At 65.5% G+C, this 22,996-nt stretch carries 23 protein-coding genes; 14 read left to right on the top strand and 9 right to left on the bottom strand.

The window, feature by feature from the left end; all coding sequences use genetic code 11:
- The first annotated feature begins 78 nt into the window (after positions 1 to 78).
- Entirely contained in the window at positions 79 to 2,400 is a 2,322-nt protein-coding gene (locus IP91_RS23045) for a catecholate siderophore receptor Fiu (RefSeq protein ID WP_145652392.1), read from the top strand.
- A gap of 301 nt (positions 2,401 to 2,701) precedes the next feature.
- Positions 2,702 to 3,037: a hypothetical protein gene (locus IP91_RS23040; RefSeq protein WP_145652390.1), complete on the top strand. Its 336-nt coding sequence runs from the start codon at positions 2,702 to 2,704 to the stop codon at positions 3,035 to 3,037.
- 68 nt (positions 3,038 to 3,105) lie between these two features.
- Here IP91_RS23040 and IP91_RS23035 read toward each other — a convergent pair whose 3' ends face one another.
- Genes IP91_RS23035 through IP91_RS23025 form a run of 3 tightly spaced genes read right to left on the bottom strand, consistent with a single transcriptional unit; the run spans position 3,106 to position 5,586 of the window.
- On the bottom strand, positions 3,106 to 3,378 hold the full coding sequence (locus tag IP91_RS23035; protein ID WP_145652389.1) for a DUF6587 family protein: 273 nt from the start codon (positions 3,376 to 3,378) through the stop codon (positions 3,106 to 3,108).
- An 8-nt stretch (positions 3,379 to 3,386) separates the two neighbouring features.
- A complete protein-coding gene (feoB, locus tag IP91_RS23030; RefSeq protein ID WP_199754723.1) occupies positions 3,387 to 5,273 on the bottom strand; it encodes a ferrous iron transporter B in 1,887 nt (628 codons plus the stop codon).
- 49 nt (positions 5,274 to 5,322) lie between these two features.
- On the bottom strand, positions 5,323 to 5,586 hold the full coding sequence (locus IP91_RS23025; RefSeq protein ID WP_145652387.1) for a FeoA family protein: 264 nt from the start codon (positions 5,584 to 5,586) through the stop codon (positions 5,323 to 5,325).
- A gap of 236 nt (positions 5,587 to 5,822) precedes the next feature.
- On the opposite strand from IP91_RS23025, the gene IP91_RS23020 reads away from it, so the two are divergent.
- Both IP91_RS23020 and IP91_RS23015 read left to right on the top strand, forming a co-directional pair.
- Complete coding sequence (locus IP91_RS23020) at positions 5,823 to 6,032, top strand: (2Fe-2S)-binding protein (RefSeq protein WP_145652385.1); 210 nt, start codon at positions 5,823 to 5,825, stop codon at positions 6,030 to 6,032.
- A gap of 68 nt (positions 6,033 to 6,100) precedes the next feature.
- Entirely contained in the window at positions 6,101 to 6,871 is a 771-nt protein-coding gene (locus IP91_RS23015; RefSeq protein ID WP_229474865.1) for an energy transducer TonB, read from the top strand.
- A gap of 60 nt (positions 6,872 to 6,931) precedes the next feature.
- On the opposite strand, the gene IP91_RS23010 is transcribed toward IP91_RS23015, so the two are convergent.
- Complete coding sequence (locus IP91_RS23010; protein WP_145652383.1) at positions 6,932 to 7,612, bottom strand: Fe2+-dependent dioxygenase; 681 nt, start codon at positions 7,610 to 7,612, stop codon at positions 6,932 to 6,934.
- A 177-nt stretch (positions 7,613 to 7,789) separates the two neighbouring features.
- On the opposite strand from IP91_RS23010, the gene bfr reads away from it, so the two are divergent.
- Positions 7,790 to 8,278 carry a bacterioferritin gene (bfr, locus tag IP91_RS23005; protein ID WP_145652381.1) on the top strand — a complete coding sequence of 163 codons (489 nt, stop codon included), beginning with the start codon at positions 7,790 to 7,792 and terminating at the stop codon, positions 8,276 to 8,278.
- Between the two features lie 150 nt (positions 8,279 to 8,428).
- On the opposite strand, the gene IP91_RS23000 is transcribed toward bfr, so the two are convergent.
- Both IP91_RS23000 and IP91_RS22995 read right to left on the bottom strand, forming a co-directional pair.
- Complete coding sequence (locus tag IP91_RS23000) at positions 8,429 to 9,367, bottom strand: PfkB family carbohydrate kinase (protein ID WP_145652379.1); 939 nt, start codon at positions 9,365 to 9,367, stop codon at positions 8,429 to 8,431.
- A gap of 61 nt (positions 9,368 to 9,428) precedes the next feature.
- The gene (locus tag IP91_RS22995; protein ID WP_145652377.1) at positions 9,429 to 10,040 is read right to left on the bottom strand and encodes a glutathione S-transferase family protein; all 612 of its coding nucleotides are present in this window, start codon (positions 10,038 to 10,040) and stop codon (positions 9,429 to 9,431) included.
- A gap of 252 nt (positions 10,041 to 10,292) precedes the next feature.
- Here IP91_RS22995 and purB point away from each other — a divergent pair, with 252 nt between their 5' ends.
- From purB to IP91_RS22965, 6 genes are all read left to right on the top strand, one after another.
- The gene (gene purB, locus IP91_RS22990; RefSeq protein WP_145652375.1) at positions 10,293 to 11,666 is read left to right on the top strand and encodes an adenylosuccinate lyase; all 1,374 of its coding nucleotides are present in this window, start codon (positions 10,293 to 10,295) and stop codon (positions 11,664 to 11,666) included.
- A gap of 155 nt (positions 11,667 to 11,821) precedes the next feature.
- Positions 11,822 to 12,346 carry a cytochrome b gene (locus IP91_RS22985; protein ID WP_145652373.1) on the top strand — a complete coding sequence of 175 codons (525 nt, stop codon included), beginning with the start codon at positions 11,822 to 11,824 and terminating at the stop codon, positions 12,344 to 12,346.
- A 27-nt stretch (positions 12,347 to 12,373) separates the two neighbouring features.
- Positions 12,374 to 12,916 carry a YceI family protein gene (locus IP91_RS22980; protein WP_145652371.1) on the top strand — a complete coding sequence of 181 codons (543 nt, stop codon included), beginning with the start codon at positions 12,374 to 12,376 and terminating at the stop codon, positions 12,914 to 12,916.
- Between the two features lie 33 nt (positions 12,917 to 12,949).
- Positions 12,950 to 13,531 carry a YceI family protein gene (locus IP91_RS22975; protein ID WP_145652369.1) on the top strand — a complete coding sequence of 194 codons (582 nt, stop codon included), beginning with the start codon at positions 12,950 to 12,952 and terminating at the stop codon, positions 13,529 to 13,531.
- Positions 13,532 to 13,803: 272 nt separating this feature from the next.
- Positions 13,804 to 14,859, top strand: coding sequence for an acyltransferase family protein (locus IP91_RS22970; protein WP_145652367.1), 1,056 nt, complete (start codon positions 13,804 to 13,806; stop codon positions 14,857 to 14,859).
- 120 nt (positions 14,860 to 14,979) lie between these two features.
- Positions 14,980 to 16,041, top strand: a complete 1,062-nt coding sequence (locus IP91_RS22965; protein WP_145652365.1) for an acyltransferase family protein — start codon at positions 14,980 to 14,982, stop codon at positions 16,039 to 16,041.
- A 13-nt stretch (positions 16,042 to 16,054) separates the two neighbouring features.
- Here the strand turns inward: IP91_RS22965 and IP91_RS22960 are convergent, their stop codons facing one another.
- Positions 16,055 to 17,188 carry a hypothetical protein gene (locus tag IP91_RS22960; RefSeq protein ID WP_145652363.1) on the bottom strand — a complete coding sequence of 378 codons (1,134 nt, stop codon included), beginning with the start codon at positions 17,186 to 17,188 and terminating at the stop codon, positions 16,055 to 16,057.
- A gap of 244 nt (positions 17,189 to 17,432) precedes the next feature.
- On the opposite strand from IP91_RS22960, the gene IP91_RS22955 reads away from it, so the two are divergent.
- The 3 genes from IP91_RS22955 (at position 17,433) to IP91_RS22945 (ending at position 20,910) form a co-directional block, all read left to right on the top strand.
- The gene (locus IP91_RS22955) at positions 17,433 to 17,702 is read left to right on the top strand and encodes a GlsB/YeaQ/YmgE family stress response membrane protein (RefSeq protein ID WP_145652361.1); all 270 of its coding nucleotides are present in this window, start codon (positions 17,433 to 17,435) and stop codon (positions 17,700 to 17,702) included.
- A 197-nt stretch (positions 17,703 to 17,899) separates the two neighbouring features.
- Entirely contained in the window at positions 17,900 to 20,062 is a 2,163-nt protein-coding gene (locus tag IP91_RS22950) for a S46 family peptidase (RefSeq protein ID WP_145652359.1), read from the top strand.
- Positions 20,063 to 20,349: 287 nt separating this feature from the next.
- Entirely contained in the window at positions 20,350 to 20,910 is a 561-nt protein-coding gene (locus IP91_RS22945; RefSeq protein ID WP_145652357.1) for an NADPH-dependent FMN reductase, read from the top strand.
- Positions 20,911 to 21,073: 163 nt separating this feature from the next.
- On the opposite strand, the gene IP91_RS22940 is transcribed toward IP91_RS22945, so the two are convergent.
- Both IP91_RS22940 and IP91_RS22935 read right to left on the bottom strand, forming a co-directional pair.
- Complete coding sequence (locus IP91_RS22940) at positions 21,074 to 21,778, bottom strand: rhodanese-like domain-containing protein (RefSeq protein ID WP_145652355.1); 705 nt, start codon at positions 21,776 to 21,778, stop codon at positions 21,074 to 21,076.
- A gap of 227 nt (positions 21,779 to 22,005) precedes the next feature.
- Positions 22,006 to 22,929: an MBL fold metallo-hydrolase gene (locus IP91_RS22935; protein WP_145652353.1), complete on the bottom strand. Its 924-nt coding sequence runs from the start codon at positions 22,927 to 22,929 to the stop codon at positions 22,006 to 22,008.
- Positions 22,930 to 22,996: the final 67 nt, after the last annotated feature.

The following is a 22,996-nucleotide window of genomic DNA, read 5'->3' as shown; positions in this document are numbered from 1 at the left end:
ACAATTCTCGTTTACTTACTGTGGCTTAGTTGCTACGATGGACAACCTTTACAAAAACTTACAGGGAACGTCCAAGCAATGGCCCACATCAAGAGTCGCAAACACCCCGCCCGCCTGCCCATGAGCACCGTGCTCGCCACGCTGCTGCTGCCTGCTGCCGCCATCCATGCCGGCGCCCACGCCGCGGAGCCGCAGTCGGAAAAGAAGATGACGGAGGTCGTGGTCGAAGGCGCCCAGGAAAATGACTTCAAGGCGGAGCGCGCCTCCTCGCCGAAGTACACGGAAAAACTGGTCGACACGCCGCAGACCATCACGGTCATCAAGAAGGAACTGTTCGAACAGCAGAATGCCACCACGCTGACCGATGCGCTGCGCAACACGCCTGGCGTGGGTGCCTTCTTCCTGGGCGAGAACGGCAACACCAACACGGGCGACGCGATCTTCCTGCGCGGCTTCGATTCCTCGTCCGCCATCTTCGTCGACGGCGTGCGCGACATCGGCTCGGTGTCGCGCGACGTGTTCAACACGGAGCAGATCGAAGTGCTGAAGGGGCCCGCCGGCACCGACAACGGCCGCGGCTCGCCGACCGGCTCGATCAACCTGAGCTCGAAGCAGGCCAGCCTGGAAGATGCGACGAGTGGCAGCATCATGGGCGGCAGCGGCAAGCAGAAGCGCGCCACCGCCGACATCAACCGCGTGCTCAATGCCGACCGCGGCATCGCTTTCCGCCTGAACCTGATGGTGCAGGACTCCGGCAACCCGGCGCGCGACGTGGTGGAGAGCAAGCGCTGGGGCGTGGCGCCCACGCTGGCCTTCGGCCTGGGTACGCCGACCCGCGTGCACCTGTCGCACCTGCACGTCAAGCAGGACAATATCCCCGACGGCGGCGTGCCGACGATCGGCCTGCCCGGCTACACGAGCCCGGACAGCAACAACGCCAACCCGGTCCTGCGCCGGCCGTTCCTGAACTCGGCGCCCGCCGTCGATCCGCAGGGCTTCTATGGCCATGTGACGGACCATGACGATGTCAAGGGCGACCAGACCACGGTGCGCATCGACCACGACTTCGCGCCGAACCTGCGCCTGCAGAACACTTCGCGCTACGGCAAGACGGACCAGAACTACCTGCTGACGGCCTTCATGATGGGCGGCGCCAGCACCAACGCCACCACCGGCGTCGTGACGCCATCGAACCTGATCACGCCGAACCCGAACGATCCGTCGACCTGGCTGCTGCGCCGGACCACGCGCACGTTCCGCGACGCGGAAAACAAGATCCTCGCCAACCAGACCGTCATGACCTGGGACGTGACGACCGGCGCGGTGCAGCACACCATCGTGGGCGGCATCGACGTCATCTCGGAAAAGCAGAACACCTACCTGCATGCGGGCGGCGGCACGCTGGCCGACACGCCCCTGTACGCGCCGAACCCGCGCGCCCTGCTGACCGGCTGGAACGACACTCGCACCGGCGCCGGCACGCGCGGCACCACCGACACGCAGGCGTTCTACCTGTTCGACACCGTCAAGATCGGCGAGCAGTGGATCGTCAGCGGCGGCGTGCGGGCCGACCACTATGACACGGACTACCTGTCCACCACGCTGACCGGCACGACGCTGACGGCCACCACGCTGAACGCCAATGACACGCTGACCACCGGCAAGCTGTCGGTGCTGTACAAGCCGACCCCGAACAGCAGCGTGTACGCCACCATCGCCAATTCGAAGCAGCCACCGGGCGGCGCCAACTTCAGCCTGTCGTCGGCCGCGAACAGCGCGTCGAACCCGAACCTGGATCCGCAGGAAACGACCACGAAGGAAATCGGCACCAAGTGGGACCTGGCCGGCCAGAAGCTGACCGTCACGGCCGCCTACTACCGCACGGACGTGAAGAACGAGCTCGAACAGGATCCGACCGACGCCACCCGCTACTACCAGAACGGCAAGAAGCGCGTCGAAGGCCTGGAGCTGGGCGTGCAGGGCGAAATCCTGCCGGGCTGGCTGGTCAACGCGGGCTACACGCACATGAAGACCAGCATCGAAGCGGGCCGCCTGACCACCGCCAACGGCGAGAACGGCCTGACCTACACGCCGAAGGATGCGTTCACCAGCTGGACCTCGTACCAGCTGCCGTTCGGCCTGCAGGTGGGCGGCGGCGTGCGCTACTCAGGCGAACTGCTGCGCGGTACCGACGGCGCCGTCGGCACCCCGGCCTATGCGAAAAGCTACTGGGTCGGCGACCTGTTCGCCGCCTACCAGCTGACGAAGAACGTGGACCTGCGCCTGAACGTGTTCAACGTGACGGACGAGGAATACGTCGCCGCCATCAACAAGAGCGGCTACCGCTACACGCCGGGCGCCCCCCGCTCGGCCAGCCTGACGGCCAACTTCCGCTTCTGATCCGTTTTCGCTTTCTCTTCAGACCTTGCGCCACCTTCGGGTGGCGTTTTTCTTTCCTCCACGGTCCAGCTCGTGTCACATGGGGCCAGGCACTGTGACACGAGCCCAGCCATGACGATTCCCCGGTATTTCGCTTGGCGTCTTGCTGCCGAGTTCGTGTCAGGGTGCCCGACCCCATGTGACACGGACTCGGCAGTGGAACGGCGCTAAATGCGGCGTCGGTGACTATTGGCGAGATTTGCGGGGATATTTCGCTTCTACAATACCGGTTTCGTTTGAACCGAAACCGAAAGGAGCGCGGATGACCAAGTACCGCAACCGTGCCGTGCTGTATTTCGCCGAGGCGGCGCTGGCGGTCGGGCTCGCCTTGCTGCCGGTGCGCCATGACCTGCCGGCGCTCACGGCGATCGGCCTGTTCCTGCACCTGACCACCAGCCTGGGCATGCTGCCGTTCCAGTGGCGTGCCAGCGGATCGGACATGTCCCAGATGTTCGGCATTCCGCACCGCCTGGTATTCCTGTTCGTGATGACGGCCGGCCTGGCGCTGATGGCGGCCTGGGTGCTGCACGGATCGACGCCGCTGTACCTGGCCGGCGTGTTCTTTGCCGCGGCCGCGCTGGAAGTACTGGTCACCTGATCCGTTGCCATCGCCGCAGACACAAAAAAGCCCGCACGCAGCGGGCTTCGTTTCGACCGGGGTGCCGCTCAGCGCTGCACGTGCAGCGTGATCACGCGGCGCACCGCCTTCGTATCCTGCGGCGCATCGGCGGCCGTCTTGGTCTCGCACGACCCGCAGGAACCGCAGCCGTCGCCGCAGCTGGACTGCGTCTTGAACAGCTTGGCCATGCGTTCCTGGTCGAAGCCCTTGCGGGCCAGTGCGTAGACGATGCGCTGGCGCAGCGTGGCCGGCAGGTAGCGGCGGCACACCTGCAGCAGTGCGACGACGACGATCAGGGCAACGATCAGCTCTTGCAGCATGGTGGCTCCTAGGCGCCCAGCAGGCGGGCAGCATGGTAGGTGATGAACGAGGCAACGTAGGCCAGCGCGAACATGTAGCCGGCCATCATCAGCGGGTAGCGGATGCTGCCGGTCTCGCGGCGCACCACGGACAGCGTGGCGAGGCACTGCGGCGCGTAGACGTACCACGCCAGCAGCGACAGCGCGGTGGCCAGCGACCAGGTGCTGGCGATCACCGGCGCCAGCGACGTGGCCAGCTCGTCGCCGGACTGGGACAGCGCATACACGGTGCCCAGCGCCCCCACGGCCACTTCGCGCGCGGCCATGCCCGGTACCAGCGCGATGCAGATCTGCCAGTTGAAGCCGATCGGCGCGAACACGTATTCCAGCGCGCGGCCGATCATGCCGGCGATGCTGTACCAGATGGCCGGCTGCGTGGCCCCTTCCGGCGCGCCGGGGAAGCTCGACAGCGCCCACAGCAGGATCATCAGCGACAGGATCACGGTACCGACGCGCGTGACGAAGATCTTGGCGCGCTCCCACAGGCCGATGGCCAGGTTGCGCAGGTGCGGCCAGTGGTAGCTGGGCAGCTCCAGCATCAGTGGCTGCTGGCGCTTGCCGCCGAGGGAGCGCTTCATGAACCAGGCCACGCCCATCGCCGAGAAGATGCCGGCGAAGTACAGGCAGAACAGCACCAGGCCCTGCAGGTTCATGCCGTACACCTCGCGCTCCGGAATGAAGGCGGCGATCACCAGCGCATAGACAGGCAGGCGCGCCGAGCACGTCATCAGCGGCGCGATCATGATCGTGACGATGCGGTCGCGCGGGTTCTGGATGGTGCGCGCCGCCATCACGCCGGGGATCGCACAGGCAAAACTGGACAGCAGGGGAATGAAGGCGCGGCCGGACAGCCCCACGCCGCCCATCAGCCGGTCCAGCAGGAAGGCGGCGCGCGGCAGGTAGCCGCAGTCTTCCAGGATCAGGATGAAGAAGAACAGGATCAGGATCTGCGGCAGGAACACCAGCACGCCGCCCACGCCGGCGATGATGCCGTCCACCAGCAGGCTGCGCAGGATGCCGTCCGCCATGTGCTCCTTCACGATGGCGCCGAAGCCTTCCACGGTGCCGGTGATGAAGTCCATCGGCGCCTCGGCCCAGCTGAACACGGCCTGGAAGATCAGGAACATCAGCACGGCCAGGATCACGGGGCCGGCAAACGGATGCAGCACCACGTTGTCGATCTTCTCGGACAGCGAGTCGCTGGCCTGGTTGTCGTTGGCCACGATGGCCAGGATGCGGCGCACTTCGCGCTGCGTGTCCTCGACCGACACGGCGTCGATTGCCGCAAGGGGATTGGCCGCGGCGGGCGCTACCGGCCACGCTTCGTCCAGCGCGCGCAGCAGCGACTTCTCGCCGCCGCCCTGCACGGCCACCGTCTCCACGACGGTCATGCGCAGCTCCCGGGCCAGCTTGTCCGCATCGATCTCGATGCCCCGCTTCTTGGCCACATCGACCATGTTCAGGCACAGGATCATCGGCAGGCCGAGGCGCTGCACTTCCAGCACCAGGCGCAGGTTCAGGCGCAGGTTGGTGGCATCGACCACGCAGACGACGAGGTCCGGCGACGTCTCGCCGGCGCGCAGGCCGGCCACCACGTCGCGGGTGATTTCCTCATCCGGGGTATGGGCCGTCAGGCTGTAGGCGCCCGGCAGGTCCAGCACGCGGTAGGCGTGGCCGGCCGGCGACGTGAACTGGCCTTCCTTGCGCTCGATCGTCACGCCCGCATAGTTGGCCACCTTCTGGCGCGCGCCGGTGAGGCGGTTGAACAGCGCCGTCTTGCCGCAATTCGGGTTGCCCAGCAGGGCGATCATCGGTGCCCGGCCCACGGCCTGCATCACTTTTTCAGTCACACCCATTACCAGGTACCTTTGTTGTAGCGGTATTCATGCAGTACGTATGCGCCGCTCATTCCGGCTGGATGGCGACGAGCGCCGCTTCGAAGCGGCGCAACGCGAAGGTGGAGTTGCCTACCTTGATGGCGAGCGGCTCGCCGCCCGGCATGCCCCGCTTCAGCAGGCGGATCCGCTCGCCCGGCACGAAGCCGAGCTCCATCAGGCGCCGTGCCAGGTCCTGCGTTTCCCGGTCTTCACCTTTGACAACCTGCACCACGGTGGCGCTTTGGCCGACCGCCAGCGCGTCGAGCTTGAGAGGGGGGGAAGCGTGGGTCATGGCGGGTTCGGAAGGCAGGCGATCCCCTCATTATAGATGCAATTGCGAATGAGTTGTATTTGCAGGTAACGCTTGCACTCGCTTCCTTCTTGCGGCAGAATAGGAACGGTAATGATAATGATTCTCATTAGTAGACAAACACTCAACTAGTCGCAGCAAGCCGGTGTTGGTGTTCCGAGAACCGTTTTTCAGCGTCGTCTTCCACTTCTTAGTCTCTACAGCCAGAAGGTGTTTCAATGATCGTTTGCGTCTGCAACAACATCTCCGATCGAGAAATCCGTCAAGCCATCGACCTGGGCATCAATACCATGGACGGGCTGCGTGAAACCCTCGGCGTCGCCACGTGCTGCGGCAACTGCCTGGACTATGCCGTGGAAGTGATGAACGAACACGTGGCCGTGCCGCTACAGGAAACCGTGCTGAAGCGCCCTACGCTCACGACCTGACGCTCTACCGAATCCCACTGCCGGGCCCGCGGTATTCCACCGGCCGGGCCCACTGACGAAGGACCATCATGCAACCGATGCCCGGCCTCTCCCGGCCTGGTCTGGCGCTGCTGGGGCTGTTCCGTTTCAGCCCCCCGCAGGTCACCGCTCCCCGCCCCGACGTCGCCGACAGCGACCCCGTTCCCGAATTCACCCTTGGCAGCAGCCGCAACCGGACAGGCAAGATCGCCGTCATCGTCGCGCTGCACCTCGCCGGTTTCTGGGCCATGCAGAACGGCATGGTGCGCGACGTCGTCAAGCAGTTGCCGCAGGTGGTGAACGTCACGTTCGTCGCCACGCCGGAGCCGGAAACGAAGCCGGCGCCGCCGAAGACGGTGGAAGTGGCGCTGCAGGCGCCGCCCGTCATCACGCCGCCGATCCCGCAGCTGCCGATCGTCATCGAGAACACGATCACCGTGCCCCCATCGCCGCCGAAGCCGGTGGAAGCGGCGCCGGCCGTCGTGGCTGCTGCGCCGGCCCCCGCCGCCTTGGCTCCCGCGCCGCCGGCCCGGCCCAGCGCGCCGCAGCTGGTGAGTGGCGTCGAATATGTCCGTCCGCCGCGCCCGCAATATCCAACCATCTCGCGCCGCCTGGGCGAAACGGGCGTCGTCACCTTGCGCGTGCTGGTGAGCGACAAGGGCACGCCGGAACAGGCGACGGTGCAGCAGTCCTCCGGTTCCGCCAACCTGGACGAAGCGGGCCGCCAGGCCGCGCTGCGCAGCCTGTTCAAGCCCTACATGGAAGACGGCAAGGCCGTGCCGGTCTATGTACTGGTGCCCATCAACTTCAAGTTGTCATAAAAATAGGGACAGACCCCATTTTTCAGGAAATTTCCTGGAAAATGGGGTCTGTCCCTATTTTCAGGTTTCGGCCCACATCCGCAGCAGGTTGTGATAGTGGCCGGTCAGGCCCACGGTGGCCTCGCTGTCGCCGTGCGCGCCGCGCAGGCGCTGGATGTTCTGGTCCAGCTCGAACAGCATCGAGCGCTGCCAGTCGTCCCGCACCATGCTCTGGGTCCACAGGAAGGACGCCAGGCGTTCGCCCGACGTCACGGGCGCGACGCGGTGCACCGTCGTCGACGGATACACGATCGCATCCCCGGCCGGCAGTTTCACCTCATGGCTGCCATAGGCATCGGAGACGATCAGCTCGCCCCCTTCGTATTCTTCCGGATCGGTGAGGAAGACGGTCGTCGACACGTCCGCCCGCAGCGGTGCGGCGCCCGGCGCTGCCACGCGGATCGCGCCATCGATATGGTCGCCGTAGGTTTCACCGCCCGCATAGCCATTGAAGTAAGGCGGCAGGATGCGCAGCGGCAGCGCGGCGGCGAAGAACAGCGGGTTGGCCGTCAGTGCCCGCGCGATGATGCTGCCCAGTTCCACGGCCAGTGGCGAGCCTTCGGCCAGCTGCCGGTTGCGCTTCACCTGGGCACCCTGGGCGCCGACGCTGGCGCGGCCGTCCACCCACGGCGCTTCGGCCAGGCGGGCGCGCAGCTGGCGCACCTGTTCGGGGGTCAGTACCCCGGGAATATGCAGCATCATCGGTGATCCTCCTGGCGCCGGCCGCCAGCGCAAATCAAACGAAAATGATAATCGTTTTCATTTGCCTTAGCAACGCCATTCCCCGGGTTTTGGCCACAGATGCCCGACGTTCCCTTACGAACGGGGCGTGCATCTGTCACAATGCGGGGATTCACTCACCAAGAACAAGGCACTCCCATGAAGGGCGACAAAGACGTCATCCGTCTGCTGAACGCACAGCTGACGAACGAACTGACCGCGATCAACCAGTACTTCCTGCATGCGCGCATGTACCGCCACTGGGGCTTCACGAAGCTGGCGAAGAAGGAATACGAGGAATCGATCGGCGAGATGAAGCATGCCGACAAGCTGATCGACCGCATCCTGATGCTGGACGGCCTGCCGAACCTGCAGGCGCTGCACAAGCTGCTGATCGGCGAATCCACCCAGGAGATGCTGGAAGCGGACCTGAAGCTGGAACGCGGCGCGCACGTGACGGTCAAGGAAGGCATTGCACAGGCCGAACGCGTGGGCGACTACGTGTCGCGCGACCTGCTGCTGGAAATCCTGGAAGACACCGAAGAGCACATCGACTTCCTGGAAACCCAGCTGGACCTGATCGGCAAGGTGGGCATCCAGAACTACCTGCAGACGCAGATGGCCGCCGCCGACGAGCAGCCGCATTAAGCAATTGCACTAAGCAGTTGCACTAAGCAGTTGCACTAAGCAGCCGCACCAAGCGAACTGAATAGTCGAACAAAACAGCCGATCCAAGCAGCCGCACGAAGCAGCAAGCATCAGGCGGCAAGCCTGGTCGGCAGCAGCAGGAACCAGGCTTTATTCGTCCTCGCGCGCCCAGGCTTCCAGCCAGCGCGCGTAGGTCGCCAGCTCCGGCGGCACCGCGCCCGCGTGGCCGCAGGAAGCATGGGCAAACGCATTCGCCCGTGCCAATGTGCGCCCGGTCGTCCAGCCGCGCAGCCGTCCCAGCAGGAAGACGGCATCGAACGCATCTCCCGCTCCCACCGCATCGACGAAACATTCCCCCGTGGCTGCGCCATGGTCGGACACGTGCGCCCCATCGGCCGACAGGTACAGGGCGCCGCGCGCGCCCAGCGTGACGATCAGCGTCGAGAGCGAGAAGTTGTGCATCATCGCGCGGCACTCCGTATCGACCGAAATGCACTCGATGTTCACCGTGTCCGGGCAGGTGTGGCAGTACCACTTGAACAGCTGCTGCAGCTCCTCCTCGTTGACCTTCACGATGTCCGCCTGCTGCAGCGAGTCGAAGACGATGCTCTCGGTGACATGGCCGGGCCGCAGGTTCAGGTCCAGGAAGCGCACGGCCTGCGTGCGTTCCAGCAGCGCGTGCAGGGCCGCGCGGGAGACCGGATCGCGCTGGGCCAGCGTGCCGAAGCAGAAGATGCCGGGATCGGCTGCCGCCACGGCGGCCGTGGCCGCGGCGCTGTCGATATGGTCGTAGGCCTGGTCGGGCACGATGGTGAAGCGGTGGCTGCCGTCCGCGCCCACTTCCACGTGCACGCTGCCGGTGGCCTCGCCGGTGCCCGTCTGCAGGCCCGCCTCGGACATGCCGTAGCGGGCGAACTCGTTGCGGATCAAGGCGCCGTTGTCGTCATCGCCGATGCGCGTGACCATGGTGACGGGCAGGCCGAAGCCGGCCAGGTGCCGCGCCAGGTTGAACGGCGCGCCGCCCACCACGCGCGCGCTGCTGAAATCGTCCACCAGCGCTTCGCCGAATACCGCTACTGACTGTGCCATGACCGCTCCAGGTGAAGTGTGGTGGCAGTGTAGCGCCGAACCGCGTGGTGGACCCGCGCGCTTACGCCTGCGGCACGGTGTCGCGGAACGACGGCCGTTCGTGCAGGCGGTCCAGCAGGCGCGCCAGGTTCGGGTGCGTGCCGCGCCAGTCGATGTCCGGGAAGCGGAAGGCCAGCCAGCCGAGCGTGCAGCCCACCGCCACATCGGCCAGCGAGTAGTGGGTGCCCACGCACCATTGCCGCTCGCCCAGCCGCTCCGCCATCGACGCCAGGGCGCGCCGCACCTTGAGGTGATGGCGTTCGATCACGGCATCGCTGCGCAGTTCCGGCGGGCGCAGCGTGTGCTCGAGGCGCACCACGATGGCGGCATCGGTGGTGCCGTCCGCCAGCGCTTCCCAGTTCCTGATTTCCACGCGCTCGCGGCCATTCGGCGGCAGCAGCTTGCAGACGGGGGTGAGGGTGTCGAGGTATTCGGCGATCACGCGCGAATCGTAGATCACGTCGCCATCCTCCAGCACCAGGCAGGGCACCTTGCCAAGCGGGTTGACCTCATGGACCGCGGTATCGTCCGCCCATACATTGTCCAGCACCAGCTGGTAATCGAGCTTTTTTTCCGCCAGCACCACGCGCACCTTGCGCACATAGGGACTGGCCAGCGAACCGATGAGTTTCATGGGGAGGTCGGGAGAGGGAGTGAAGCCCAGTATAGCACCGGGCCGGCGGCCATCCGGCGCCCATCGGCCATGAAAAAGGCGCTGTTCGCCTTACGTAGACACGCGTCGACGCGCCGATCATGCCGGGAACTTTTCCGCGCCCTGCCGGTCAGTGGCTGGACAGCAAGCTCCCCCGCTTAACGCTGGCAGCGCCATGAAAAAGGCCGCACGCACGATGGTAAAATCCTTCTTTTCCCTGGCTCCTTCTATCCCATGACGACTCCCTACTCCACCTTGTCGGCCCTGTCCCCGCTGGACGGCCGTTACGCCACCAAGACCGACAAGCTGCGCCCGATCCTGTCCGAAGCGGGCTTCATGCACCACCGCGTGAAGGTTGAAATCGCGTGGCTGCAGGCGCTGTCGCAGGCCGGCTTTGCCGAGATCGCGCCGTTCCCGGCCTCCGCCACCGCCCTGCTGGACGGCCTGGCTGCCAACTTCACCGAAGCCGATGCGGCGCGCATCAAGGAGATCGAGGCCGTTACCAACCACGACGTCAAGGCCGTCGAGTACTGGCTGAAGGAGAAAGTGGCGGACGTGCCGGAACTGGTGGCCGCCTCCGAGTTCATCCACTTCGCCTGTACTTCCGAAGACATCAACAACACCTCGCACGGCATGATGCTCAAGGCCGCGCGCGACGCAGTGATGGTGCCGGCACTGAACGGCGTGATCGCCCGCCTGAAGGAGATCGCCCACGTGAACGCCGAGGTGCCGATGCTGTCGCGCACGCACGGCCAGACGGCCAGCCCGACCACGCTGGGCAAGGAATTCGCCAACGTCGTGGCGCGCCTGCAGCGGGCCGTCGAGCGCATCGGCGCGGTGGAAATCCTGGGCAAGATGAATGGCGCCGTGGGCAACTACAACGCGCACCTGTCCGCGTATCCGTCGTTCGACTGGCCGGCGTTCTCGAAGAACGTCATCGAACAGCGCCTGGGCCTGGTGTTCAATCCGTACACCATCCAGATCGAGCCGCACGACTACATGGCCGAACTGTTCGACGCGTTCGCCCGCGTGAACACGATCCTGCTGGACCTGAACCGCGATATCTGGACCTACGTGTCGCTGGGCTACTTCAAGCAGAAGCTGAAGGCCGGCGAGATCGGCTCGTCGACGATGCCGCACAAGGTCAACCCGATCGACTTCGAAAATTCGGAAGGCAACCTGGGGCTGGCAAACGCCGTGCTGAAGCACCTGTCCGAGAAACTGCCCGTGTCGCGCATGCAGCGCGACCTGACGGATTCGACCGTGCTGCGCAATATCGGCGTGGGCCTGGGCTACACGCTGCTGGCATACGACAGCTGCCTGCGCGGCCTGAACAAGCTGGAAGTGAACCCGGCGCGCCTGGCGGCCGACCTGGACGCCAGCTGGGAAGTGCTGGCCGAGCCGGTGCAGACGGTGATGCGCCGCTACGGCATCGAGAACCCGTACGAGCAGCTGAAGGAACTCACGCGCGGCAAGGGCATCACGAAGGAAGCGCTGCAGGAATTCATCGGCAAGCTGGCCGTGCCGCAGGAAGCGAAGGACCTGATGCTGGCGATGACGCCGGCGAACTACACCGGTATCGCGGCGCCGCTGGCCAAGGCCATCTGAGCCCTGCCGTAACACCTGCCGACGGCAGCCTCCTCCCTCCGGGGCGGGAGGCTGCCGTTCTTTTTTGCCAGTAAGATGGGCGATCGATTGGTGATGAGCAGAAGAAAAGTTTCTCTGCTACAGTGCCAAAGTCTCAACAGTTCGCCCAACGACAAATGCTGCGCTACACGAAACCCGCCATGCTGCTGCACTGGCTGATCGCCGTGCTGATCGTCGCCGCCTTCACGATGGGGCTGGTGATGGTCGATATTCCCGGCTTCACGCCGACCAAGCTGAAGTACTTTTCCTGGCACAAGTGGATGGGCGTGACGGTGCTGGCCCTGGCGGCCCTGCGCCTGCTGTGGCGCCGCGCCAACCGCCCGCCGCCGCATCCGGCCAGCATGCCGCAGTGGCAGGTCAGGGCTGCCGACTTCACCCATGTGCTGCTGTACGTGCTGATGTTTGCCGTGCCGCTGTCCGGCTACCTGTACACGACGGCGGCCGGCGTGCCCGTCGTGTACCTGGGCGTCTGGCAGATCCCTGCTGCCTTTGCCGCCGACCCGGACCTGAAGGCCACGCTCAAGCCCGTTCACTACTGGCTGAACATGGGCCTGGCCGCGCTCGTGTTCATGCACGTGGCCGCCGCACTGAAACACCATTTCGTCGACCGCGACGACGTGCTCAAACGCATGCTTCCCTGACCGCTTTCCGACTTCCCTGGAGAACCCATGAAGAAAATCCTGCTCGCCTCCCTGATCGGCCTGTCGCTGACCGCCGGCGCCGCCGCGCTGAAGACCGATCCCGCCAAGACCAGCGTCACGGCCACGTTCAAGCAGATGAACGTGCCGGTCGATGCCAAATTCACCAAGCACAAGGTGGCGATCGACTACGACGCCGCCAAGCCGGAAACCTCGAAAGCCACCGTGGAAGTGGAAACGGCCAGCCTCGACCTGGGCGATGCCGACTACAACAAGGAAGTGGCCAAGAAGGAGTGGTTCAACGCCGCCCAGTTCCCGAAGGCGACCTTCATCTCCAGCGCCATCAAGCCGGCCGGCGCCGGCAAGCTGACCGTTACCGGCAAGCTCACGATCAAGGGCAAGGCCACGGACGTGACCTTCCCCGTCACCGTCAAGACGGAAGGCGGCAAGCAGGTATTCGACGGCGCCGTCCCCATCAAGCGCCTGGCCTACGGCATCGGCGAAGGCGAATGGAAGGACACCAGCATCGTCGGCGACGACGTGACGATCAAGTTCCACGTCGTCAGCCAGTAAGCACTGTCAAGAAACCAAAAACTTCGGAGACCGATGAAGATGAAACGCACCGCCCTGACCACCGCCCTGATCACCACCCTGCTGGCCGCCGCCGGCCTTGCCAGCGCCACCACCTACAACATCGACCCGAGCCACACCTACCCCAGCTTCGAGGCCGATCACAAGGGCATGTCGCTGTGGCGCGGCAAGTTCAACAGCAGCAAGGGCACGATCACGCTGGACCGCGCGGCCAAGACGGGCAGCCTGGACATCGAGATCGACATCAACTCGATCGACTTCGGCCATGACGGCATGAACGGCCACGCGAAAAAGGCGGACATCTTCGACGCCGAGAAATTCCCCACCGCGACCTACAAGAGCAAGTCGTTCAGGTTCGAGGGCGACAGGCTGGTGGGCGTCGACGGCGAGCTGACGCTGCATGGCGTCACGAAACCCGTGCAGCTCAAAGTGGACCGCTTCAAGTGCGAGCAGAACGCCCGCCTGAAGCGCGAAGTGTGCGGCGCCAACGCCACCGCCGACTTCAACCGTGCCGACTTCGGCATCACCTTCGGCCTGCCCGCCTTCGCCCCCGAAGTGAAGCTGGCCATCCAGGTCGAAGCCATCGCCACCGAGTAAGCCCGCCCTTACTGCCGAGCTCGTGTCACTTTTTGGGGTCAGGCGTAGTGACACGAACTCTGCACTAGTGTAAGTGCCAAAAAAAATACGAGGCCAAACAACACGTTGGAGATCAAGTCTTCGGTACAGCACAGCTCGTGTCACTGCGCCTGACCCCATGGGGTGACACGAGCTCGACCGGGGGCTTCATCGAATGCTTGCCCGAATCCTCGGGCCCGTCGTACATTTCCCACTGAACCAATAACCATTTCGTCACCACAGGGGCGGATGCCATGGCGGCCGAGCGGCGGAACAACTTCAATCTGTTGCGGCTGGTGCTGGCGCTGCTGGTGCTGCTGTCCCATGCGCCGGAGATGCAGGATGGCGACCGCCACCGCGAGCTGCTGACCCGGCTCTTCCACACCCTCTCGTTCGGCGAGCTGGCCGTCGATGGCTTCTTCCTCCTGAGCGGCTACCTCATCGTGCAGAGCTGGGACAACGCCCCGCAGGCGCTCGCCTTCCTGCGCAAGCGCGTGCTGCGCATCTATCCCGGCTTCGTGGTGGCCTGCCTGGTGTGCGTGGTCATCGTGGGTCCGCTAGGCAGCGAGCCGGCGCGCTATTTCGCCGCGCTCGATGGCGGCCGGGTCGCGCTCGGCATCGCCACGCTGTACGGTCCCGTCACGCCGCCCGTGTTCAAGGGCCTGCCCTACCCCGTCGTCAACGGCGCGCTGTGGTCGATCATTCGCGAGTTCGCCTGCTACCTGGCGGTGTTGACTGTCGGGCTGGCGGGCGGCATCCGCAGGCGGCGCGTATGGCTGGGGTTGACGCTGGCCTGCCTGCTCGTCTACCTGTTCGCCTCCCTGCGCCTGCCGGTCGCTTCGTGGACCCTGCGCACGCTGCTGGCCGACCACATCATCCGCCTGGCGATGCTGTTCGGCGCCGGCGGCTGCTTCTACCTGTACCGCGAGCGCATCCGCTACACGCCGCGCGGCGCACTCGTCGCCACAGGGATACTGCTGCCGGCGATGTGGTCGGCGCGCTGGGCCGAGCCGGCGCTGGCCACCGCAGGCGCCTACCTGCTGCTGTATTTCGCCCTGACGCCACGGCCGCTGCTGGCCCGGTTCAACCGCCTGCCGGACATCTCGTACGGCGTCTACCTGTACGGCTGGCCCGTGCAGATCCTGCTGCTGTGGTACCTGCCACCGCAATCGCCGTGGCTGCTGGCGGCACTGGCCACGCTGCTGGTGCTGCCCCTCGGCGCACTCAGCTGGTACTGCGTCGAGTGGCCGCTGTTGCGCCTGAAGCCGCGCGGCAGCGGCGGGGCGCCGGCGATGCTCACCACGTCTTGATCCGCCGCCAACTGCCGGCGCGTCGCGCGCCAGCGCGCACGCATCGCTTGCGTTGCGCCAGCCTCGCCGCGTGCAGAGCATCCCAGACTCGAAGGTCCAGCCACCCACCACGGGATCGCCATGGACCTGCCCACCGCAAGGCGCAACAACTTCAACCTGCTGCGCCTGGTGCTGGCGCTCCTCGTGCTGCTGTCCCACGCGGCGGAACTGCAGGACGGCACCCGCCAGCGCGAGCCCCTTACCCGGCTGTTCCACACACTGTCGTTTGGTGAACTGGCGGTGGACGGCTTCTTCCTGCTGAGCGGCTACCTGATCGTGCAGAGCTGGGACAGCGCGCCGGCCGCATGGACCTTCCTGCGCAAGCGCGTGCTGCGCATCTATCCCGGCTTCCTCGTGGCCAGTCTCGTATGCGTATTCCTCGTCGCGCCGCTGGGGTCCGATCCCGTGCGCTATTTTGCCGAGCTCTCCGGCCTCAAGGTGCTGCTGGCAATGGCCGTGCTGCACGGTCCCATCCTCCCGCCCGTGTTCGACGGCCTGCCCTACCCGCAGGTCAATGGCGCGATGTGGACGATCATGCGGGAGTTCGCCTGCTACCTGGGGGTGCTGGGCATGGGACTGGCGGGCGGCATCCGCCGGCGCCGCGTCTGGCTGGCACTGACGGTCGCGGCCCTGCTGACGCACCTGGCCACGCGCTATGGCCTGCCGATCACGTGGACGCCGTTGCGGCTGCTGCTGGGCGATCCCATCGTCCGCCTCGCGAGCCTGTTCCTGGCCGGCGGCTGTTTCTACCTGTATCGGGAACGGTGCCGCTTCACGCCGGTTGGCGCCGTGCTGGCGGGATGCGTACTGGGTGTAGCGATGTTCTCGCCGCGCTGGGCGGAACTGGCGCTGGCAACCTGCGGCGGCTACCTGCTGTTCTACGCGGCACTCACGCCGCTGCCAGTGCTGGCGGGCTTCAACCGGCTGCCGGATATATCGTATGGGGTGTATCTGTACGGCTGGCCCGTGCAGACGCTGCTGGTGTGGTACCTGCCACCGTTGTCGCCGTGGCACATGTTCCTGCTGGCCGGCGCGGCCGTGCTGCCGCTGGCCCTGCTCAGCTGGTATCTCGTCGAACAGCCGCTCCTGCGGCTGAAGCCGGGCGCACCCCGCAAGGCGCATCCGGCCGGTTCCTACACTTGATTAATTACTGCGCTTATTTACCGTCCTTGTCCCAGTCGCCCGGCAGCGCGCGTTCCACCTTGTCCCAGGCGGCGCGGCTGGCGCCCTTGGCTTCTTCCCACGACAGGCGCGAACGGCCTTTCACGCGTTCCCAGTCGCCACGCAGGTGCGTTTCGTTCTGGTCCCACGAGCCACGGTAGTTGCCGCGGCTGTTGTAGCCCAGCGAATAGGCCGGATCGTAGTCGTCGTACTGGTACGCCGGGTTGAAGTACGACTCGTTGCGGTACTGGTCCTGCCAGTAGCGCTGCTCGTCGGCCGGGTTGACCAGGCCGCCGACACCCTTGCCGGCAATGCCGCCGGCAATCGCACCGATCGCGCCGCCCGCTGCCATGCCGATCGGACCGCCTGCCGCGCCGATGGCCATGCCGGCCATCGCACCGCCGCCGGCACCCACGCCGGTGGCCATGTGGTGATCGCTCAGATCGTCACCCGACTTCGGGTTGACGACTTCGGCCGCGCCCTTGCCTGCCAGGCCGCCGGCGATGCCGCCCACGATGGCACCGGCTGCCATGCCGATCGGGCCGGCCGGCGAACCTGCCGCCAGGCCAGCCGCCGCACCACCGGCTGCGCCGACGCCGGTACCGATCACGTGCTGGCCGGCATTGTCCTTCCAGCCCGATTCCAGGTGCGCCGCATCTTCATCCGAACGGGCGTTCACGCCCATCACGATGCCGCCCTGCTTCAGGCCTTCCTCATAGTGCTTGACGCGCTCTTCCGGAATACCGGCACCGATCAGCGCGCCCAGCAGGCCACCCGTGATGCCGCCCGCGCCGGCACCGGCCACGGCAGCGGCCAGCGGACCGGCAATGACGATGCCCAGGCCCGGCAGCACCAGCGAGGTACCGACGGCAGCCACTGCGGCCAGTGCCGCACCGATCGCACCGCCCACGCCGGCACCGATGCCGGCGCCTTCGGCCGCTTTCGTGCCCAGTTCCGTTTCGATCGTGTCGTCACCGGTGAAGTAGCGCTTGCGGGTATCGTCGGACATCAGCACGTTGATGTCGTCCTTCGTATAGCCGCGCTCGGTGGCGTGGTGATAGGCGCGCTCGGCGCTGGCACGGTCGGCGAACAGGCCGGTAACGAGGCGGGTATTCTTGTCTTGGCTCATAACAATGTCCTTTCATGGGAGTCGGAATGAACCCACGATAAGCGCCCGGGTCTCTCCTCTCTGTACGCTCACGCACGGTCGCGCGCACGGACAGCCCGCGCCACGAAAGGCGAACACAAGGGCCTGACTGCGTTCGCTGGCGCACGGACCACCGTATCGGGCGCGCCTACACTTTTTCTCACGGCAGGGCTCCGGCCCCGCTCTTCGTCAACGACAGGTCTGTGAATACACAAGGGGAATGAGCATGAACTTTATTATCTGGATCGTTATCGGCGGCATTATCGGCTGGCTGGCCAGCCTCGTGATGAAAACGGACGCCCAGCAAGGGCTGTTCCTGAACGTGGTGGTCGGCATCGTCGGCGCACTGCTGGGTGGCTGGCTGCTGTCGCCACTGTTCGGCACGGGCACCATCAATGGCGATGACTTCAGCCCGCTGTCGCTGCTCGTGTCGTTCCTCGGTGCCGTGATCCTGCTGGCCATCGTGAACCTGGTGTTCCGCGGCAGGGCGCGCTAAGCTGAGAAAGTTTCAGCGCCACAGTAAAAGGCCGGCCATTGCGCCGGCCTTTTTCATGGGCGCCGGAATTTCGTTCGGCAAACTGAACGAAATTCAAGATTGACGGATGGGGACGCGGTGCGGATACTGGCACGCGCCGCGGGGCGTCATTGCTGTCGCGGCACATCAGGGACGCCGACAACTATTCCGACACTCGAATGAAAAAATCTCTCTTCGCGCTCGCCATCCTGAGCGCCAGCATCAACGTGGCGTACGCCGACGAAGGCATGTGGATGCCCCAGCAGCTGCCGCAGATCGCCAAGCAGCTGAAGGCCGCCGGCCTGAAGCTCGATCCGAACAGCCTGACGAAGCTGACCGAATTCCCGGCCGGCGCCATCGTCAGCCTGGGCGGCTGTTCGGCGTCCTTCGTGTCGCCGCAGGGCCTCGTAATCACCAACCACCACTGCGTGTACAACAGCGTGGCGCAGAACTCCACGCCGGAGCGCGACCTGCTGGCCAACGGTTTCGTCGCCCACTCGCTGGCCGAGGAACTGCCGGCCGCGCCAGGCACCCGCGTGTTCGTCACGAAGGAAGTGCTGAACGTGACGGACAAGGTCGTCACGCCGGCGGTGGCGAAGCTGTCCGGCAAGGCGCGCAGCGATGCGATCGAGAACAACGGCAAGGCCCTGCAGGCCGCCTGCGAAAAGGATCCCGGCCACCGCTGCACCGTGTCGTCGTTCTACGGCGGCCTGGAGTTCTACCAGATCAAGCAGCTGGAAATCCGCGACGTGCGCCTGGTGCATGCGCCGCCGGCCGGCGTGGGCAAGTTCGGTGGCGACACCGACAACTGGATGTGGCCACGCCACACGGGCGACTACGGCTTCTACCGCGCCTACGTGAGCAAGGACGGCAAGGCTGCCGACTTCAGCAAGGATAACGTGCCCTACCAGCCGCAGCACGTGCTGAAACTGGCGAAGGAAGGCGTGAAGGAAGGCGACTTCGTGATGGCCATGGGCTACCCGGGCCGCACCAACCGCCACCGCCTGCCGTCCGAAGTGCAGTTCACGTTCGACTGGTTCTACCCGGCCTTCGTGAAGGCCTCGGCGGACAACCTTGCCATCATCGACCGCGAGACGAAGGACAACAAGGACCTGTCGCTGAAGTACGCGGGCCAGGTGGCCGGCATCAACAACTACTACAAGAACCGCCAGGGCATGATCGACTCGTATGCCAACAGCGACTTCCTGCAGCGTAAAACGGCCGAGCACGAGCAGCTGAAGAACTGGATCAACGCCGATGCGAAGCGCAAGGCCGAATACGCGCAGGACGTGGCGAATGTCGAGCACCTGATCGCCGAGCGCGATGCCGGCGTGAAGCGCGACTTCCACTACAGCTACGCGCAGCCGCGTCTGCTGACGACGGCGCGCATGCTGTACCGCCTGTCGAACGAAGCGCAGAAGCCGGATGCCGAGCGCAAGCTGGGCTACCAGGAGCGCGACCTGCCGCGCATCAAGTCCGGCGTGACCGCCCTGGTGCGCACCTTCGATCCGAAAGTGGACAAGGCCATCGCCATGCACCACCTGAAGGCCTACCTGGCGCAGCCGGCCGCCGAGCAGAAGCCGGCGTTCAACGCGGCGCTGGGCATCCGCGCCGGCATGAGCGATGCGGAACTGTCCGCCGCGCTGGACAAGCTGTATGCCAGCAGCAAGCTGACCGATGCTGCGGCGCGCGATGCCTGGCTGGGCAAGAAGCCGGCCGACTTCCAGTCCAGCAATGATGCCGTCATCAAGGCCGCCGTGGCCCTGTACGACGCGGACCTGAAGGAAGAAGCCCAGGAAGAGGAACTGGCCGGCAAGCTCCAGCAAGCCTACGGCAGCTACATGAAGGCCAAGATCGCCTACATGAAGACGAAGGGCCAGGCCGTGTACCCGGATGCCAACAGCACCTTGCGCGTCACCTACGGCAATATCGCCGCGCGTGACCATGGCGCCGACGGCACCACCTGGACGGCCTTCACCACCGTCAACGGCGTGGTCGCGAAAGCCACCGGCAAGGGCGAGTTCAACGCACCGAAGCCGCAGCTGGACGCGATCAAGGCGAAGCAATTCGGCAAGTACGTCGATCCGAAGCTGAAGACGGTGCCCGTGAACTTCCTGGCCACGCTGGACATCACCGGCGGCAACTCGGGTTCGGCGGCGCTGAACGCGAAGGGCGAGCTGGTGGGCCTGGCCTTCGACGGCACGCTCGATTCGATCATCTCGGACTGGGACTTCAACAAGGCCAACACGCGCGACATCCAGGTGGACCTGCGCTACATCCTGTGGAACATGCAGCATGTGGACAAGGCCGACAACCTGCTGAAGGAAATGGGCGTGCAATGAGGGAACCACGATAAACCTGTTACGCAACGCCATACGCTGGTCTCCCGTACTCATTGTACGAAAGTACGATGAGTACCGGAGACCAGGTCTGGCGTCGCTCATTACGGTTTCTCGAGGTCCCGGTACGCCGCTGGTTTTCAAGCTTCAAGGCCACGTCCTGCAAGGGGTGTGGCTTTTTTCCATTGCAAGTGAAATAGCAACTGAACTTCCGGGGCAGGCATGCCCAGCCAGCTTCAGGTACATTGTTCTTTTTACCTGACTTTCCAAACTTATCAAGGAGCACCAGCATGGCCAAGAAAGTTGCTGTCCTCATCGGCAGCCTGCGCAAGGATTCGCTCACCCGCAAGTACGCGCACGCCGTGGCAAAGCTGCTGCCGGCAACGCTGGAGGCGGAATTCATCGAGCTGGGCGACCTGCCGCTGTACAACCAGGACCTGGACGACGAAGGCACGCCGCCGGCCGCCTGGACGGCCTTCCGCGAGAAACTGGGCGCGGCCGATGCCGTGCTGTTCTTCACGCCCGAGTACAACCGCACGATTCCCGGCGCGCTGAAGAACGCCATCGACGTGGGTTCGCGCCCGTATGGCAAGAGCATCTGGAACGGCAAGCCGGCCGCCGTCGTGTCGCAGTCGCCGGGCGCGATCGGCGGCTTCGGTGCCAACCACAATGTACGCCAGGCCGTGGTATTCCTGAACGTGCCGGTGATGCCGGCGCCGGAGCTCTACATCGGCAACTCGGCCAACCTGCTGGCCGAGGATGGCTCGATAGCGAATGAACAGTCGAAGCAGGTATTCACCCAGTTCGCCGAGGCATTCGGCAAGTGGGTCGAGTCGAACGCCAAGGCATAAGCGTTCGCTCTGCGCCGGGTGCACGGGACGGCTGGCGTCATTGGCCCGCTTCGGAACCTGCCCCGGGAGCGCATTTCAAGTTCGGAGCCGGGTACAAACTCCAGGCGCGGCCTCGGGACCGGACTTCAGGTACCGGCTTCGGGTGCAAGTCCATGCCGGGCCTTCAGTTGCACGTGGCCGAACCGAAGCGATAGGGTTCGCCGCGCGCGACAGGCCGCCGGGCCGTGGCTTCACGGTCACCGTCCATCGACAGCAGCAGCGGCGTGCCGTCCTGCCGCAGCAGTGCCAGCCGCGCGCCGGGAAAGCGCTGCGGGATCAGGCCGATCTCGTCGCGCGTCAATGCCCCGTTGTGCACGAACACCCGGCAGCTCGGGCCGAAGTCCAGCATCACCGCCATTGCCGCGGGCCGCATGCCGCGCGCATCGGGCATCGAGGTCAGCCGCAGGCGCGTATCGCCCTTGCGGATCGTGATCCCTTCCCACGTCTCCAGCGGATACACGCTACGGTAGCCCTGCGCGCGCAGGTGCTGCGCCATGGCGGCCATCGTCACCACCGGCGTGCCGCTCCATGGCGACAGGCCGGCCACCAGCGCGGCAGGCTGCGACAGCAGCACCACATCCGCCTGCGGCAGGACACCGCTGCCGCCATCCTCGCCCGGATCGATCAGGACCGCCAGCCCGCGCACGCGCACCAGCGCCGTGGCCGTGCCCAGGAAATGGATGCTGCCGCCCGCTTCCTGGTGCGCCGCGCCGGCCGGGATCGTGATGCGCAGGCGGGGCACGTCCGCCGCCCGGAGGCTGCCTGCCAGCATGCAGGCCAGCAGCACGGACAGCAAGGCGGGTAGCAGGGCAGCAGTCGGCTTCTTCATCCGGGCCTCCATGGAAAGCTCCACAGATAGCATGGCGGCCACGGCCGGATGCGCGCTTTCGCAAGGCGTGCCCGACTGCCCGGCGCCCGTCGCGATAACGCGACGCTTTCGGCATGCATTCCGGCCCGGAGCATTGCCGAGCCTGTGTCCTGGTGCGTGGCACCGGGACATTGCCGAGGTCGTGTCCTGGTGCCAGGCACCAGGACATCGGATTCGCGGGTCCGCGGTTAGCGCTTCGCTGCCGGCGTGAAGCGGTACGACTCGCCGTGCTTCAGGTACGTTACCTTTTCCGCCAGCCCGGCCTCCTGCACGGCCTTCTGGAAGTCCGACAGCGGCGACTTGAACACCGTGTAGTCGTTGTAGTGGATGGGGATGGCGTGGTCGGGGGCGATCAGCTTGAGCATCTTGACGCCCTCTTCAGCATCCATCGTGACCGTCACCAGGCCCAGGATGCGCGTGCCACCCAGGTGCAGCAGCGCCAGGTCCACGCCGGGGAAGCGTTTCGGGATCTCGGCGATGTCGTCATAGACCATCGTGTCGCCGCTGACATAGATGCGGTAGCGGCCGGCCGGCGCGGCAAAGTCCAGCATCGACCCCATCACGCTCGGCAGCAGCGCCGCCGCGGCAGCCGGCCCATGGCGCCCCGGCAGCGATGTGACGCGCACGCTGGCGTCGCCCTTGGTCACCAGCATGTCCTGCCAGGTGCCCAGCCCGAACACGCTCTGGAAGCCCAGCTTGCGCAGCTCGTCGTCCGCGGCATCGGTGGTGACGATGGGCGTGGCGCGGTTCAGCTTCTCGCGCACCAGCTTGTCGAAATGGTCGTCGTGCAGGTGCGACAGCAGCACGAAGTCGACAGGCGGCAGCTGGTCGAACGCGATGGCCGGGTCGGTCAGCCGTTCCGAGGTCAGCCCGTAGCCCAGGTGCACGTGATCGCCCTTGTGCAGGAAGTTCGGATCGGTCAGGATCGTCAGGCCCGCATAGCGGATCAGCACCGTGGCCGTGCCGATGAACTGCACGGACTGCTCGGCCGGCGCGGCCGTGGCGGTAACCGGCAGGTTCAGCGTGTAGCGCGGCGCCGTGTGCTGGGCCATGGCAGGCATGCCCAGCGCGAACAACAGCGCCATCTGGATCAGGAAAGCAAAGCGTTTCATCGGAAGTCTCCTCTATTGGAACAACGTTGATAGCACGACGGCTGCGCCGCCCTCCGCACGTTTCCCT

The sequence above is a fragment of the Pseudoduganella lurida genome (genome assembly GCF_007830455.1).
In the GTDB taxonomy this organism is placed as follows: domain Bacteria; phylum Pseudomonadota; class Gammaproteobacteria; order Burkholderiales; family Burkholderiaceae_D; genus Rugamonas; species Rugamonas lurida.
This window is presented reverse-complemented; position numbering and strand designations above follow the sequence as displayed.